The organism is Actinoallomurus sp. CA-150999 (assembly GCF_050942425.1).
Taxonomy (GTDB): Bacteria; Actinomycetota; Actinomycetes; order Streptosporangiales; family Streptosporangiaceae; genus Actinoallomurus.
The window spans coordinates 3238796-3252369 of the sequence record NZ_CP192063.1; the positions used below are offsets into that span (position 1 = coordinate 3238796).

General features: G+C 72.4%; 15 protein-coding genes. 8 read left to right on the plus strand and 7 right to left on the minus strand.

The features are described 5' to 3' along the window. Positions 1-13 precede the first annotated feature (13 nt). The 3 genes from ACQP2O_RS15410 (at position 14) to ACQP2O_RS15420 (ending at position 2886) form a co-directional block, all read left to right on the plus strand. A complete protein-coding gene (locus tag ACQP2O_RS15410) occupies positions 14-775 on the plus strand; it encodes a LytR/AlgR family response regulator transcription factor (RefSeq protein WP_433184698.1) in 762 nt (253 codons plus the stop codon). Then, a complete protein-coding gene (locus ACQP2O_RS15415) occupies positions 768-1115 on the plus strand; it encodes a hypothetical protein (RefSeq protein WP_433184701.1) in 348 nt (115 codons plus the stop codon). The genes ACQP2O_RS15410 and ACQP2O_RS15415 overlap by 8 nt, the downstream gene beginning before the upstream one ends. A gap of 73 nt (positions 1116-1188) precedes the next feature. Beyond that, positions 1189-2886, plus strand: a complete 1698-nt coding sequence (locus tag ACQP2O_RS15420) for a cation acetate symporter (RefSeq protein WP_433184704.1) — start codon at positions 1189-1191, stop codon at positions 2884-2886. Positions 2887-3279: 393 nt separating this feature from the next. On the opposite strand, the gene ACQP2O_RS15425 is transcribed toward ACQP2O_RS15420, so the two are convergent. The 5 genes from ACQP2O_RS15425 to thiO form a co-directional block, all read right to left on the minus strand. After that, a complete protein-coding gene (locus tag ACQP2O_RS15425) occupies positions 3280-4143 on the minus strand; it encodes a deoxyribonuclease IV (RefSeq protein WP_433184707.1) in 864 nt (287 codons plus the stop codon). 108 nt (positions 4144-4251) lie between these two features. Continuing rightward, on the minus strand, positions 4252-6282 hold the full coding sequence (gene pknB / locus ACQP2O_RS15430) for a Stk1 family PASTA domain-containing Ser/Thr kinase (RefSeq protein ID WP_433184710.1): 2031 nt from the start codon (positions 6280-6282) through the stop codon (positions 4252-4254). A 251-nt stretch (positions 6283-6533) separates the two neighbouring features. Continuing rightward, positions 6534-7343: a thiazole synthase gene (locus tag ACQP2O_RS15435; protein WP_433184713.1), complete on the minus strand. Its 810-nt coding sequence runs from the start codon at positions 7341-7343 to the stop codon at positions 6534-6536. 1 nt (position 7344) lies between these two features. Further along, entirely contained in the window at positions 7345-7545 is a 201-nt protein-coding gene (thiS, locus tag ACQP2O_RS15440) for a sulfur carrier protein ThiS (protein ID WP_433184715.1), read from the minus strand. Beyond that, the gene (gene thiO / locus ACQP2O_RS15445; protein ID WP_433184718.1) at positions 7542-8657 is read right to left on the minus strand and encodes a glycine oxidase ThiO; all 1116 of its coding nucleotides are present in this window, start codon (positions 8655-8657) and stop codon (positions 7542-7544) included. Before thiO ends, thiS begins: the two co-directional genes overlap by 4 nt. 148 nt (positions 8658-8805) lie before the next feature. Here thiO and ACQP2O_RS15450 point away from each other — a divergent pair, with 148 nt between their 5' ends. From ACQP2O_RS15450 to ACQP2O_RS15470, 5 genes are all read left to right on the plus strand, one after another. Then, entirely contained in the window at positions 8806-9972 is a 1167-nt protein-coding gene (locus ACQP2O_RS15450; protein WP_433184721.1) for an NAD(P)/FAD-dependent oxidoreductase, read from the plus strand. Positions 9973-10013: 41 nt separating this feature from the next. Next, positions 10014-10391, plus strand: coding sequence for an Rv2175c family DNA-binding protein (locus ACQP2O_RS15455; protein WP_433184724.1), 378 nt, complete (start codon positions 10014-10016; stop codon positions 10389-10391). Between the two features lie 52 nt (positions 10392-10443). Next, the gene (gene thiE, locus ACQP2O_RS15460) at positions 10444-11127 is read left to right on the plus strand and encodes a thiamine phosphate synthase (RefSeq protein ID WP_433184727.1); all 684 of its coding nucleotides are present in this window, start codon (positions 10444-10446) and stop codon (positions 11125-11127) included. A 104-nt stretch (positions 11128-11231) separates the two neighbouring features. Next, complete coding sequence (locus tag ACQP2O_RS15465) at positions 11232-11399, plus strand: hypothetical protein (protein WP_433191576.1); 168 nt, start codon at positions 11232-11234, stop codon at positions 11397-11399. Positions 11400-11664: 265 nt separating this feature from the next. Continuing rightward, positions 11665-12084: a hypothetical protein gene (locus ACQP2O_RS15470; RefSeq protein WP_433184729.1), complete on the plus strand. Its 420-nt coding sequence runs from the start codon at positions 11665-11667 to the stop codon at positions 12082-12084. A 118-nt stretch (positions 12085-12202) separates the two neighbouring features. Here ACQP2O_RS15470 and ACQP2O_RS15475 read toward each other — a convergent pair whose 3' ends face one another. Both ACQP2O_RS15475 and ACQP2O_RS15480 read right to left on the minus strand, forming a co-directional pair. Continuing rightward, positions 12203-12373, minus strand: coding sequence for a hypothetical protein (locus tag ACQP2O_RS15475; protein ID WP_360877866.1), 171 nt, complete (start codon positions 12371-12373; stop codon positions 12203-12205). Positions 12374-12469: 96 nt separating this feature from the next. Continuing rightward, complete coding sequence (locus ACQP2O_RS15480; protein ID WP_433184732.1) at positions 12470-13531, minus strand: polyprenyl synthetase family protein; 1062 nt, start codon at positions 13529-13531, stop codon at positions 12470-12472. Positions 13532-13574: the final 43 nt, after the last annotated feature.

Sequence of the window (13574 nt, forward strand, 5' to 3'; positions counted from 1 at the left end):
GGAGTCTCCTGCCATGCTTCGCGTGCTCGCAGCCGACGATGAGGCCCCCGCTTTGGAGGAGCTCACCTACCTGCTCCGCCGACACCCGCGGATCGAGCACGTCAAGCCGGCCCGCGACGCCGCCGAGGCGCTCCGCGAGATCGGACGGATGATCAAAAGCGGTGAGCGGCTGGACGCGGTGTTCCTCGACATCTGCATGCCCGCGCTCGACGGCCTCGACTTCGCCCGCCTCGCCGCCGGCTTCGCCGACCCGCCCGCCATCGTCTTCGTCACCGCCCACGACGAGTTCGCCGTCACCGCCTTCGAGTTCGGCGCCGTCGACTACATCCTCAAGCCCATCGACCCCGACCGCCTCGGCGAGGCCGTCCGCCGCGTCGACGAGGCCGTCCACCGGGAGATCACGCCGTACGAGCCGGAGACGGACGAGGTGATCCCGGTGGAGCTCGGCGGGCGCACCCGCCTGATCTCCCGCGCCGACGTCACCCACGCCGAGACGCAGGGCGACTACATCCGTCTGCACACCGCCGACGGCAGCTACCTCCTCCGGATGCCGCTGGCCGCCCTCGCCGAGCGCTGGCGGACCGCCGGCTTCATCCGGATCCACCGCAAGACGCTCGTCGCCGCCGCGCACATCACCGAGCTCCGCTTCGACGAGGGCCGCGCGCTCGTGCAGGTCGGCGACCTGCTGCTGCCGGTGAGCCGCCGCCACACCCGGGAGGTGCGCGACCTGCTCATCCGCCGCTTCCGGCAGAGGCCCCCATCGCCAGATGAGTGAACGCGTCACCGTCACCAGCCCGCGCGGACGCTCCACGCCCCTGCGCCGTGTCACCGGTGACCGGAGCCGCGTCGACGCGGCGCCCGTCCGCGCGCTCATGCGCATCCAGGCCGGCCACGCCGCCGTGACCTGCGCGATCGTCGTGTTGATCGCCGGCGGGCTGCCGCTGTTGTTCGCGTGGGAGCCCGCGTTGTCACGGGTGCGGCTGTTCGGCGTGCGCCTGCCCTGGCTCGTGCTGTGCGTGGTCGTCCCGGTCGTGTGGGCCGCCGTCGCGCGCCGGCACGTACGCCTCGCCGAGCGTGCCGAACGCGACTTCGCCGCCATGGCCCGGCACGAGTGACCCCAGCCCTGGCCCGCGCCGACGCCGAACCCCCCGGAAGGTGGTGGGACTCGCCGCCCGGCGAGGAGAACACATGATCACAATGCTCGCGATGGCCCTGCTCATCGCATCCCTGGCGACCGTGCCGGCGCGTGGCCGGCCTGCCAAGGTATCCGACCTGTACGCCGCCGCCCGCGAGGTGTCGCCCTGGTGGAACGCCTCGGCGATCAGCGGCGAGTACGTCTCGGCGGCGGCCTTCCTCGGCATGGCCGGTCTCGTGCTCGCGTACGGCGCCGACATGCTGTGGCTGCCGATCGGCGCCGCCGCCGGTCACGTCGTGCTGCTCGCCCTCGTGACGGCCCCGCTGCGGCGCTCCGGCGCGTACACCCTGTCGGACTTCGCCGAATGGCGGCTGGGCTCGCGGCGGGTGCGTCGCGCGGTCAGCGCCTGCGTCCTCGTCATCGGCTGGTTCTACCTGCTGCCGCAGTTCCAGGGGGCCGGAGTGACCCTCGCGGTGATCAGCGGGCTGCCGGTGTGGATGGGCTGGCTCGTGGTGATGGCCGCCGTCGTCGTGCTCGTCCTCCCCGGCGGAGTGCGCAGCATCACCGGTGTCCAGGCCGTGCAGTTCTGGCTGAAGCTGACCGCCGTGACCATCCCCGCGCTCGTCTTCCTGGCCGTCTGGCGGCTGCAGAACGACGCCGACGCCGCCCGGCCCCCGTACTTCCACCGCGAGACCACGGTGACGGCCGACACCACCGCCGGTATCCACCTGACGGCGCCGGCAGTCGTCGCGGTCACCGGCGTCCTCGACGGCCGGCGGCACACCGGTGAGCGGCTGCGCCTGTCGGCGGGCCGCCACCGCGTGCGCTCCGGGACCCGGCTCCGGTTCCCGGCGGGCGCCGCGGTGCCCCACACGTCCCGGATCGCGCTGCTGCGCGGCGACCGCTGGGCGACGCCCTTCGCGGGCGGCCGGCAGCATCCGCTCGCCGCCACCTACTCCGTGCTCCTGGCGACGATCCTCGGCACGATGGGCCTGCCGCAGATCATGGTGCGCTTCTACACGAACTCGTCCGGGCGCGCCGCCCGGCGCACGGCCGGGCTCGTCGTTCTGATGTTGGCGGTCTTCTCGCTGTTCCCGGCGTTGTTCGGCACGCTCGGCCGGCTCTACACGCCGGAGCTCCTGATGACCGGGGACACCGACGCGACGCTGCTCCTGCTGCCGCACCGGATCGTGCCCGGCGTCACCGGAGACCTGCTCACCGCCCTCGTCGCGACGGGCGCGTTCGCGGCCTTCACCTCCACGTCCTGCGGCGTCGTGGTCGCCGTGTCCGGCAGCATCGCGCGGGGGCTCGGGGGCGGTGTACGCGGCTTCCAGACGGCCGTCTTCGTCGCCGTGGCCGTGCCGCTGCTGCTCGCGCCCTGGGCCTGCACCCCGCAGTCGGCGGCCCTGGTGACGGTCTCATTCGCCGTCGCGGCCTCGTCGCTGTGCCCTCTGCTCGTCCTCGGCGTGTGGTGGCGGCGGATCACGCCGCCCGGCGCGCTCGCCGGGCTCCTCGCCGGCGGCGTGCCGGCCACCGCCGCCGGGCTGGCGCGGGTCCTCGGCGACCCCGGCACCGGCTCCGGCTGGCTGGGCACCCTCCTCGAGCAGCCGGCGATCCTCACCGTGCCGCTGGCGTTCGCCGTGACGGTCGCGGTCTCACTCCTCACCCCCGGCTGGATCCCCGACCGCACGGACCGGGCGATGGCCCGCATGCACCTGCCCGAGGACCTCCTCCCGGAGGGGCCGCCGTGAACCGTTCGTCGCGTCGCACCGACCGCTCGGCATTCGATTACGGAACGTATACCGCTTGCTACTGACCGTTTGCCGAGGCAAGGCCAATATGGGTTTCGCGGGGCTGCGCGGGGACTCTAGGGTTTCGGACACAGCAACGTTCTCGGGACGGCCGCCAGGCTCCGACTCGGGGGGGTGGACGCCAGGCGGCGCGCCTGGGTGCTGCTGAACGGTCGGGGGGTTGTTCAGCGGCACCCAGGCCTTTTTCATGCCGGGGCCGTGTCCGAATCGGACGCGCGGGGGGCCGAGCGTCTCTCCCTCGCCAGGCCGGCGTGGGAGAGGCCGGGGCTCGCCCGGAAAGGCCTGAGCGGGGCCTCGAGGCTCACCTGGACGCGTCGAGGCGGGCCGGGAGGCTTACGCGTCGCGGAGCTTCTTGAGGGTCTCGATGTCGGCGCGGTGCGGCTCGGCGCTGCGGCCCGGGGTCTCGATGATCAGGGGCACTCCGCGGCTCACCGGATGGCGGAACAGTTCGGCGAACGGAGCGGCGCCGATCAGGCCGGCGCCGATGTTCTCGTGCCGGTCCTTGCAGGAACCGCAGGCGTCCTTGCTGTCGTTGGCGTGGATCAGCTTGAGCCGGCCGTCACCGGCGCTCTCCGCGAGCGCGTCGAGGGTCTCGGCCACGCCGCCCGGCGCGCTCAGGTCGTGCCCGGCGGCGAAGGCGTGACAGGTGTCGAGGCAGACCCCGGCCCGCGGGTGACGGTCGACGGCGTCGAGGTACGGGCCCAGGTCCTGCACGGTGGCGCACAGCATGGCGCCCTGGCCGGCCATCGGCTCCAGGAGCAGGTCGGGGCCGTCGTCGGGGATCTCGTCGAGCAGCGGCATCAGGTGCTCGTGGATCTGCCGCATGGCGTCCTCGCGCGGCTGGGACACCGCAGAGCCGGTGTGCACGACCACGCCGCGCGCGCCGATCGCGGCGCCGCGTTGCAGGGCGTGCCGGATCGAGGCGACGGAGTTGGCGATGGTCTCGGGGCTCGGCGAGCCGAGGTTGATGAGGTACGGCGCGTGCACGAACACCGGCAGGTCGTGCTCCTCGCCGTGCTCGCGCAGCCGCCGGTCCTCGTCGGGCTTTCCGGCCGCACGGGCCCAGCCCCGGGGGTTGCTGACGAACACCTGGACGGCTTCAGCGCCGATCTCGGCGGCGTAGCGCAGCCCGCCGGTCGCGAGCCCGCCCGCCACCGGAACGTGCGCCCCGATCGGATTGATGCGTTCAGTTGCCATGACCGGTTCAGCTTAGTGCCGCGTCGCTGCTCCTCAGGCGAGCGCCGACGCCGCTCCGCCGGTCGACGACCGACGCCGCCTCTCAGGTGTGCACCGGGGAGGCGGCGTTCAGTGCCAGATCTTGACGACGGTGCCCTTCGGCAGCGGGGTGTTGGCGGGCGGGTCCTCACCGGTGACGATGTCGCTTGCCTGGCCGCCGGTGACCTGAGGCTGGAAGCCGTTGTCCATGAGCGTCTGGGCCGCCTGAACGATCGGCTGGCCGACGACATTGGGCACGGGGGCCGGCTGGCCGCCCTGGTCGTTGCCGTTGCCGTTGTTGCGCTGCTTCCACTGGCAGATGAAGTCCAGGGGGTCGCATTTCTGCTTGGCCTTGGTGACGGTGATCTGGACGATCTGGCCACGGGTGACGCCCTGACCCGCGGGCGGGTTCTGCCCGACCACGGTGTTCGGCTGCTGGCCGTCGGCCGGGTCCTGCTCCTGCCACTGCACGGTGAGACCAAGGGGCGCCAGCTTCTGGGCGGCCTTGTCCCGGTTGAGATTGACCAGGTTGGGCATCTGCATGCCCTTGCTGACGACGAGGGTGACCGGGTCATCCGGGCTCTGCATGGTGCCGGCCGCCGGACGAGTCTTGATCACAGAGCCGTTCGGCACGGTGGTGCTGCTCTGCTTGGCCACATCGCCGTCGACCGTCAGCCCCACCTGCTGCAGCTGCTGCTTGGCCGCGTCGGCCGTGGCGTTCTTGACGTCGGGGATTCTGACCGGCTGCTTGCCCCTGGACAGGATCAGCGTGAGCAGGGTGCCCTTCTTGACCTCCGTGCCCGCCGCGGGCTGGACCTCGGCGACCTTGTCCTTCGGGACCTTCGGGTCGAAGCGCGAGGAGCCCACCTTGACCTTGAACCCGACCTTGGCGGCGTTGACGCGGGCCTGCTCCTCGGACAGCCCCGCCAGCGTCGGCACACGCTCCTTGTTGCCCACGGTCTGGAACCACACGACCCCGCCGAGCAGCAGCACGACGACGAGACCGGCGGCGATCAGCCCGTACAGGCCCGGCGGCCGCAGCAGCCGGTCCCGCATCGTCGGAGGCGGTGGCGGCGGCTGGTGCTGGATCGCCATCGTGTTCGGGCCGAACGCCTGCGTTCCCGCGTGCGGCGGCGGGTAGCCGCCCGGCTGGTGGCCGAACATCTGCGTCGAGCCGTCGGCGACCGTGGCGCCGACGGGAGCGGCGGGCGGAAGCTGAGCGGGAGGAGGCGGCGGGGCCGCCGCGACGCCGGCCAGCGCCGCGTCGACCTCCGGCGGAAGTATGCGGTAGATCTCGCCGGCCGCGGCGTGGAAGTGGTCGGCGTCGGAGGGCCGGCGGGCGGGGTCACGGTTGGTGGCGCTCGCGACGAGCGCGTCGAGCTGCGGCGGAAGGCCGACGATGACGCTCGACGGCAGCGGCACCGTCTCGTTGACGTGCTTGTAGGCGACGGCCAGCGGTGTGCCGCCGTCGTACGGCTGGCGGCCGGTGAGCAGCTCGAACAGCATGATGCCCGCGGCGTAGACGTCGGTGCGGGCGTCGGCGTCACCGGAGATGACCTGCTCGGGGGCGAGGTATCCGACCGTGCCGATGATCATGCCGGTCTTGGTCTGCTTGCTCGCCGTCTCCGCCCGGGCCAGGCCGAAGTCGGCGACCTTGACCTGCCCGTCGGAGGTGAGCAGGACGTTTTCGGGCTTCACGTCGCGGTGGATCAGCCCGGCGCGGTGCGCGGCGCCCAGCGCGGACAGCACCGGCTGCATCACCTGCAGCGCCTCGCGCGGGCCGAGCCGGCCGCGCTCGGTCAGCAGGTCGCGCAGCGTGCGCCCCGGGACGTACTCCATCGCGAGGAACACATAGCCCTTGTCGGTGCCCTGGTCGTAGACCGCGACGACGTTCGGGTGGGACAGGGCGGCGGCGTGCTTGGCCTCGCCGATGAAACGCCGGACGAACTCCTCGTCCCCGGCGAGGTTCCCATGCATGACCTTCAGCGCCACCGTACGGTCGAGCTTCGTGTCGTGACCTTCGTAAACGGTGGCCATGCCTCCGCGGGCGACACGTGACCGTACGAGGTAGCGCCCGTCGAGCACCTGCCCGACGAGGGGGTCCGCAACCGTCGTATCCATCAGGGGGAGTGTATTAGGGATCGCGGCGCATACTCGTCATCACTCCGGATCAAAGCATCAATCCTTGTACGATCGAGACCATTCTTCCCGGCGAATCGCCTGCTGAGCCGTCCACCGAGTGAGCCGAACCACTTCGGAACGGATTCCGGTTAGACGGTACGCGAGGCGGAGGCGTTCCCGGCCGCGAGGGGCACGGGGACGGCCGGTTCACCCGGCCGAGAGGGCGCGTTCACCCGGCTGAGAGGGCACGTTCACCCGGCTGAGCTCAGCCCCTCCCACGGCGAGGACGCGTGGGCGTAGCGGCGCTTGGGGATCCGGCCCGCGAGGCGGGCCAGCCGGCCGGCCTCCACCGCGCGCCGCATCGCCTCGGCCATCAACGCGGGCGACTGGGCGCGGGTGACGGCGGTCGCGAGCAGGACGGCGTCGCAGCCGAGCTCCATGGCGAGGGCGGCGTCGCTGGCCGTCCCCAGACCGGCGTCCAGGATCACGGGCACCCCGGCCTGCTCGACGATCAGCTCGATGTTGTGCGGGTTGCGGATGCCCAGCCCGGAGCCGATGGGGGAGCCGAGCGGCATCACCGCGGCGCAGCCGGCCTGCTCGAGCCGCCGAGCGAGCACCGGATCGTCGTTGGTGTACGGCAGCACGACGAACCCGTCGTCGACGAGCCGCTCCGCCGCGTCGAGCAGCTCGATCGGGTCGGGGAGCAGCGTCCGCTCGTCGGCGATCACCTCGAGCTTGACCCAGTCGGTCCCCAGGGCCTCGCGGGCCAGCTTGGCGGTGAGGACCGCCTCGCCCGCGGTGAAGCACCCGGCGGTGTTCGGCAGGATCCGGATGCCGCATCGGCGGAGCACGTCGAGCACGGAGCCGGGGGCGTCCGCGCCGACGCGGCGCATCGCGACGGTGGTCAGCTCGGTGCCCGACGCGGTCAACGCCTCTTCCAGGACGTGCATGCTCGGCACGCCGCCCGTGCCCATGATCAGCCGCGAATCGAAGCTCTCACCCGCGATCACGAGCGGCTCCGGCCGGGCCGCCGTGGGGCCGCCTTCGGCGTGTTCCTGCATGTCAACCTCCTTGCACGGCGGTCAGCACCTCGATGCGGTCCGCCTCACGCAGAATCGTGGTCTTCCAGTCGGCGCGCGGCACGACCTCGTCGTTCAGCGCGACGGCGACCCCGGCGGGTCGCTCAGTGAGCGACGCGACCACGCCCGCCACGGACGACCCGTCGGGGGTGTCCCGTTCGGCGCCATTCACGGTGATCTTCAATCGTGGAACCTTCCAGCTGAGAACGGCCGGATGACCTCGGGCGGCTCTCCGGTCGCGATGGTCTCCGCGAGGGCGTCGGCGGTCACCGGGGTGAGGAGCACGCCGTTGCGGAAGTGACCGGTGGCGAGCAGCAGACCGGGCACGGACGACGGCCCGAGCACCGGGGCGTTGTCCGGCGAGCCGGGCCGCAGGCCGGCGCTCACCTCCTCGAACGCCAGCTCGGTCACGCCGGGCACCAGCTCGCGGGCGTCCCGCAGCAGCTCCCACAGCCCGCCCGCGGTGACCGTCGTGTCGTAGCCCATCTCCTCCTGGGTCGCGCCGATGACGAGCTCGCCGTCGGCGCGGGGCACCAGGTAGACCGAGGAGCCCCGCACCAGGCCGCGGACCGTACGACTGAGGAAGGGAACCGGGCTGCGCAGGCGCACCACCTGGCCCTTCACCGGGCGGACCGGGGGGACGGCGTCCGGCGGCAGCCCCTTGATCTCGTGGCTCCAGGGGCCGGCGGCCAGGACGACCTGGTCGGCGGCGAGGGCGTCGCCGCCGGCGAGGCGCACCCCGGCGGCACGGTCGTCGATCAGGATCTCGGCCACGCGGTCGCGGACGAGGGTCCCGCCGAGCCGGTCGACGGCCGCCAGCAGCGCCGCCGACAGGCGACGCGGATCGACGGAGCCGTCGTCGGGCGCGAACAGCCCGCCGCGCGCCGACGGCGCCAGCATCGGCTCCCGGCGCCGGCACTCCCGGCCGGTGAGCGCCTCCGCGGCGAGGCCGAGCGACTCCTGGAACCGGCGCAGCTCGTCCAGGACGGCCAGGTCGTCGGCGTCGAGGGCGACCTGCAGCACCCCGTCACGCCGGAACGCGGTGTCGACGCCGGAGACCTCCTCCAGCTCGGCGACGAACGAGGGGAACCGGTCGCGCGAGACGATCCCGAGACGCAGCAGGGCGTCCTCGCCGTACCCGAGCTCGGTGACGGGGGTCAGCATCCCGGCGGCGACGCGCGACGCCTTGCTCGCCGGTTCCGGATCGACGACCGTGACGCGGACGCCACGGGTCAGGGATCGCCACGCGATCCCGAGACCGATCACTCCGCCGCCCACGATGACCACGTGACGCACGCATGCGCTCCCTTCGCCGGCATGATCCGGATCAGGTCCAGAGCCCGCTGTGGACTCATGCGGTCGGCGGCCGCTGTGCCGCCCTCTCAGCCCGGTGCGCCGGACTCCCGCGCTTACGCTTACGTATCCAGACTATAAGGTCACGACCATGGAACGGGTGATCGTCGCAGGTGGCGGACTGGCGGGAGTCCGGACCGTCGAGGCCCTGCGGGCACAGGGCTACCCGGGCCGGCTGACGCTGGTCGGGGCCGAGCCCCACCGCCCGTACGACCGGCCGCCACTGTCCAAGGCCGTCCTGCGCGGCGAGGCCGACGACACGACCGTCGACGCCGACTGGGCCGCGCTCGACTGCGAGCTGCTCCTGGGCCACCGTGTGACCGGACTCACCGACGTCCTGGAGACGACGGCGGGCCCCCTCGGCTTCGACGGCCTGGTGATCGCGACGGGCGCGTCGCCGATCCGGCTGCCCGGAGATGGCCCGCAGCACGTGCTGCGCACGATCGACGACGCCCGCGCCCTTCGCGCCGTCCTGCGCCCCGGCGCCCGGGTGGCCGTGGTCGGGGCCGGCTGGATCGGCGCGGAGGTCGCCACGGCGGCCGCCAAGGCCGGCTGCCGGGTCACCGTGGTCGAGGCCGCCGACACGCCGCTCGCGGCCGCCGTCGGCGCCGAGGTCGGCGCGAAGACGGCGGCCTGGTACGCCGAGGCGGGGGTCGAACTCCGTCACGGCGTCAAGGTCGCCTCCGTGGAGCGAGGCGGCCTCGACCTGGCCGGCGGCGGCTCGATCGAGGCGGACGCGGTCGTGACCGGCATCGGAGTCCGCCCCGAGACGGCCTGGCTGGAAGGCTCCGGTCTCACCCTCGACGACGGGATCGCCGTCGACGAGCGGCTGTACACCGGCCGCCCCGGCGTGTTCGCGGTCGGCGACTGCGCCGCCTGGTGGTCCTCGATGTTCCGGCGCCGCCTGCGCGTCGAGCACTGGGACACGGCGCTGAACGCGCCGGAGGTCGCGGCCGCCAATCTCCTGGGCGGCGAGCGGGTCTATGATCCGGTGCCGTACTTCTGGTCGGAGCAGTTCGGGCACATGGTGCAGTACGCCGGGCATCATCCGGTCGCCGACACGATGATCTGGCGCGGGGACCCGGCAGCGGGCGGGTGGGCCGCCTGCTGGCTCACCGGCGATCGGCTCGCCGCGATCGTGACGGTCGACCGGCCGCGCGACCTGGTACAAGCGAGGCGTATCATCGCAGCTCAGAAGCGGATCGACCGGTCAGCGCTGGCGGATCCCGCCATTCCGGTCAGAGACGCTGCCCCGTGAGTGAGGTTTCAGAAGGTGCCGAAGGTGGTAGGCAGGGTTCCGTGACGCACACCGTTGCCGAAATCGAGATCGACCGAAAGACCGACGCACTGGTGGGCGAGTGGCTCACCCTGCGCGAGGCGGCCGACAGGCTGGGCCTCGATCTCAAGCGAGTGAAGCAGCTACTACGCGACCACAAGCTCCTGGGGGTGCAGCGGGCCGACGGCCTCTGCGTCCCGGCGGCGTTCATCGCCGGCGACCAGCCGCTGAAGGGACTCCAGAGCACCCTCACGGTGCTCGCCGACTCCGGCTTCGACAGTGTCGAGGCGCTGCGCTGGCTGTTCACCGAGGACGCCTCGCTGCCGGGCACGCCCGTCCAGGCGCTCACCCAGCACCGCGTCAAGGAGATCAACCGGCGCGCCCAGGCGCTCGCTCTCTGATCCGTTCAGGGCGGGTGGCGGGGTGCCCGCGGAATGACCGAAAGGCCACCCAGTGCCCAGTCACCTGCTCTCTGAACGCGCCGTGACCCTGCGGGCCCGGCTCGACCGGGCCCGCCTCTACCTCTGTACGGACGCACGGGAGTCCCAGGGCGACCTGGAGGAGTTCCTGGACGCGGCCCTCGCCGGCGGCGTCGACATCGTGCAGCTCCGGCAGAAGGGCCTCGAGGCGCGGCAGGAGATCGAGTACCTCTCGGCCTTCCGCGCGGCCTGCGACAGGCACGGCGCGCTGCTGGCGGTCAACGACCGGGCCGACATCGCCCACGCCGTACGCGCGGACGTGCTCCACCTGGGGCAGGACGACCTCCCGGTCCCGGCCGCGCGCCACATCGTCGGCCAGGACGTGCTCATCGGCCGGTCGACCCACTCGGAGGCGCAGGCGTCGGCCGCCGCCGCCGAGCCCGGCGTCGACTACTTCTGCACGGGCCCGACGTGGCCGACGCCGACGAAGCCGGGCCGCCCGGCGCCCGGACTCGGCCTGCTGGAGTACGTGTCCCGGCACGGCTTCACCCGCCCGTGGTTCGCGATCGGCGGCATCGACGCCGGCAACCTCGACCAGGTGCTCACGGCGGGGGCCCGCCGCGTCGTCGTGGTCCGCGCGATCACCGAGGCGGACGATCCACGCGCCGCCGCGGCCGAGTTCGCCCGCCGCCTCAACGCCGCCGACCCGGTGTTCTGACCTCCTGGGGACCCGGCTGGGGTGGCCCGGCCGTCTTCGGGACGGCGACGCGCTCCGGCCGACCCGGTCTCGGAGCACCCGCGCGATGCGCGACAATGGGTCGCGTGATCGGCAACCCTGACGATGAGCGCTTCGTTGAGCTGGCCGACGACGACGATCTGGCGGTGCTACCCGACCAGACGCGCGACGAGTCCGAGCTCGGCTGGGGCGGTTACTCCCTGGACGATGACGACGACGCCCGCCTGCTGGAGGACCGCCCGCCGCACTGGTAGCAGACCCGGCCCGAGCGCGCCAGAGTCCTCCTGACCATTCTCCCGCCGCCGGCGCGGGAGCCCGTGATTCACCCTCTTCACGAGGTCCGATGGGTTTGGGCGATGAGTCTTCCGGACTATTCCGGTCTTCTTGGTAGGGGACTTCTGGATCAACTTCGCCGCGAGGTCTTCCAAGCAAGATCAAAGAGCTTGTAACTTCGCGTCCGGCCGCGGGCAAGGGTCGCCCGGGACACGGCCGAATCCCCTTTCGCACAAGGAGAAGCGCATGTCGCTCGTTCGCAAGACGGTCGCCGCCACGATCGTGTCGGGCGTCGCCCTCATGGGCGCCGCCGGCACCGCCGAGGCCGCCACCGCCAAGCCCAAGCCGACCAAGCCGGTCACCAGGCACTACACCGTCTCCAACGCCGCGAAGAAGGCCACCGCGCGGGTCAACGGGACCGTCACCTTCGCGGCCAAGACCACGGTCGTGACGGCCAAGGGCCTCAACAGGTCCAAGGCCACGGTCGTGCTCACGATCAAGGTCTACAAGGGCAAGAAGGCCGTCGCCACCCGCCTCGTCCCGGTTCGCCCCGGGGTTTTCGTGCTGAACCCCAAGGGCGGCCTCTTCAAGACGGCGGCCACCGAGGTGACGCTGAAGCTCGGTAAGGGCAAGCTGGTGCACGTCACGCCGAAGCGCGTGTTCTGAGCCCTCCCCGCATGACAGGAGCCCCCGGACCGCTCTCCGGGGGCTCTTCGTTGTGTCGGGTTGGTGGCCGGTCTGGCCGGCGTCTGCTCGGGGAACGCGCCGCCGCGTCAGGCGAGATTCAGGGATGGGCCGGCAGGCCCAGGCCCAGCAGGAACCCGGCGACCGCCACCAAGGCCAGCGCGAGAATCAGTCTCCGGCTGCGGGGGCTCCGTCGCGGCGCGGGCGCGGAAGCGCACACTCGGGCCACGGGTTCGGCGATACGCGGCGGGTACGGCGTGTCGAGCTTCATGCGTGCAATCGGTTTGTCATGCCCTCATTCTTAAGCACTCAAACCCCGCTTGTCCGGCGAATCTGGATCTTGTGCGGAGGTCCAGGTCAGGAGGGGTCAGACCTTCCGGGCCGTGGCGGCGATCGTCAGCTCCGACAGGGCCGCGCGGGCCTCTGCCGTGAGCGGCGCGCTCGCCAGCGCGCTCGACGCCTCGTCGGTGTACCGCTCGATCATCCGCTCGCAGGCGTCCAGCGCGCCGGTCTCCACGATGATCGACCGGAGCCGCTCCACCCCGTCGGGACCGAGCGCGGGGTCGCCCAGCAGCCGCTCCACGGTCGCCGCCTGCGCCGGATCCGCCCGCTCGAGGGTCAGCGCGATCAGAACGGTCCGCTTGCCCTCGCGCAGGTCGTCGCCCGCGGGCTTGCCGGTCTCGGCCGGATCCCCGAACACCCCCAGGACGTCGTCGCGCAGCTGGAACGCGATCCCCAGCGGCATGCCGTACGCCGACAGCTCCTCCATCGCCCCGGAACCGGCCAGCGCCGCACCCAGCTGCAACGGCCGCTCGACGGTGTACTTGGCGGCCTTGAACCGGACGACGCGCAGCGCCGCCTCCACCATCGCCCGGCCGTCCACTCCCGACCCCCGTGCCTGCCCGACGAGATCGAGGTACTGCCCGCACATCACCTCGGTGCGCATGACGTCGAAGATGGGCCGTCCACGGCGCAGCGCCTCCGGTGACAGGCCGCTGCCCTGGAACATCTCGTCGCACCAGGACAGGCACACGTCGCCGAGGAGGATCGCCGCGCCCGCGCCGAACGCCTCGGCCGAGCCGCGCCAGCCCGACTCGGCGTGCAGCGCCTCGAACCGGCGGTGGGCGGCGGGCTGACCGCGCCGCGTGTCGCTGCCGTCCATCACGTCGTCGTGGATCAGCGCGCTCGCCTGCAGGAGCTCGAGCGAGGCCGCCGCCGCGAAGATCTCCGGCCGGTCCTCGCCGCCCGAGCCGCGCCAGCCCCAGTAGCAGAACGCCGGCCGCAGCCGCTTCCCTCCGGCCAGTAGCGCGTCGAGTGCGGTCAGCATCGGGGTCAGGTCGCGGCCGACATCGCTCAGTACGGGGCGCTGCCGGTCGACGAAGGCGTACAGCGCCGCGTCGACCTCCTTACGAACGCGACTGGGGGTCATACGAATGAGACTAGTGGGCCTTAACGCCCGTCCCGTTACCCTG

What these genes read in the sequence shown, in the direction of transcription:
- ACQP2O_RS15420 (WP_433184704.1), top strand. Translation starts at nt 1,189, where the DNA reads ATGATCACAATGCTCGCGATGGCCCTGCTCATCGCATCCCTGGCGACC.
- pknB (WP_433184710.1), bottom strand. Translation starts at nt 6,282, where the DNA reads ATGGATACGACGGTTGCGGACCCCCTCGTCGGGCAGGTGCTCGACGGG.
- ACQP2O_RS15435 (WP_433184713.1), bottom strand. Translation starts at nt 7,343, where the DNA reads ATGCAGGAACACGCCGAAGGCGGCCCCACGGCGGCCCGGCCGGAGCCG.
- ACQP2O_RS15415 (WP_433184701.1), top strand. Translation starts at nt 768, where the DNA reads ATGAGTGAACGCGTCACCGTCACCAGCCCGCGCGGACGCTCCACGCCC.
- ACQP2O_RS15450 (WP_433184721.1), top strand. Translation starts at nt 8,806, where the DNA reads ATGGAACGGGTGATCGTCGCAGGTGGCGGACTGGCGGGAGTCCGGACC.
- ACQP2O_RS15480 (WP_433184732.1), bottom strand. Translation starts at nt 13,531, where the DNA reads ATGACCCCCAGTCGCGTTCGTAAGGAGGTCGACGCGGCGCTGTACGCC.
- ACQP2O_RS15470 (WP_433184729.1), top strand. Translation starts at nt 11,665, where the DNA reads ATGTCGCTCGTTCGCAAGACGGTCGCCGCCACGATCGTGTCGGGCGTC.
- ACQP2O_RS15475 (WP_360877866.1), bottom strand. Translation starts at nt 12,373, where the DNA reads ATGAAGCTCGACACGCCGTACCCGCCGCGTATCGCCGAACCCGTGGCC.
- ACQP2O_RS15425 (WP_433184707.1), bottom strand. Translation starts at nt 4,143, where the DNA reads ATGGCAACTGAACGCATCAATCCGATCGGGGCGCACGTTCCGGTGGCG.
- ACQP2O_RS15410 (WP_433184698.1), top strand. Translation starts at nt 14, where the DNA reads ATGCTTCGCGTGCTCGCAGCCGACGATGAGGCCCCCGCTTTGGAGGAG.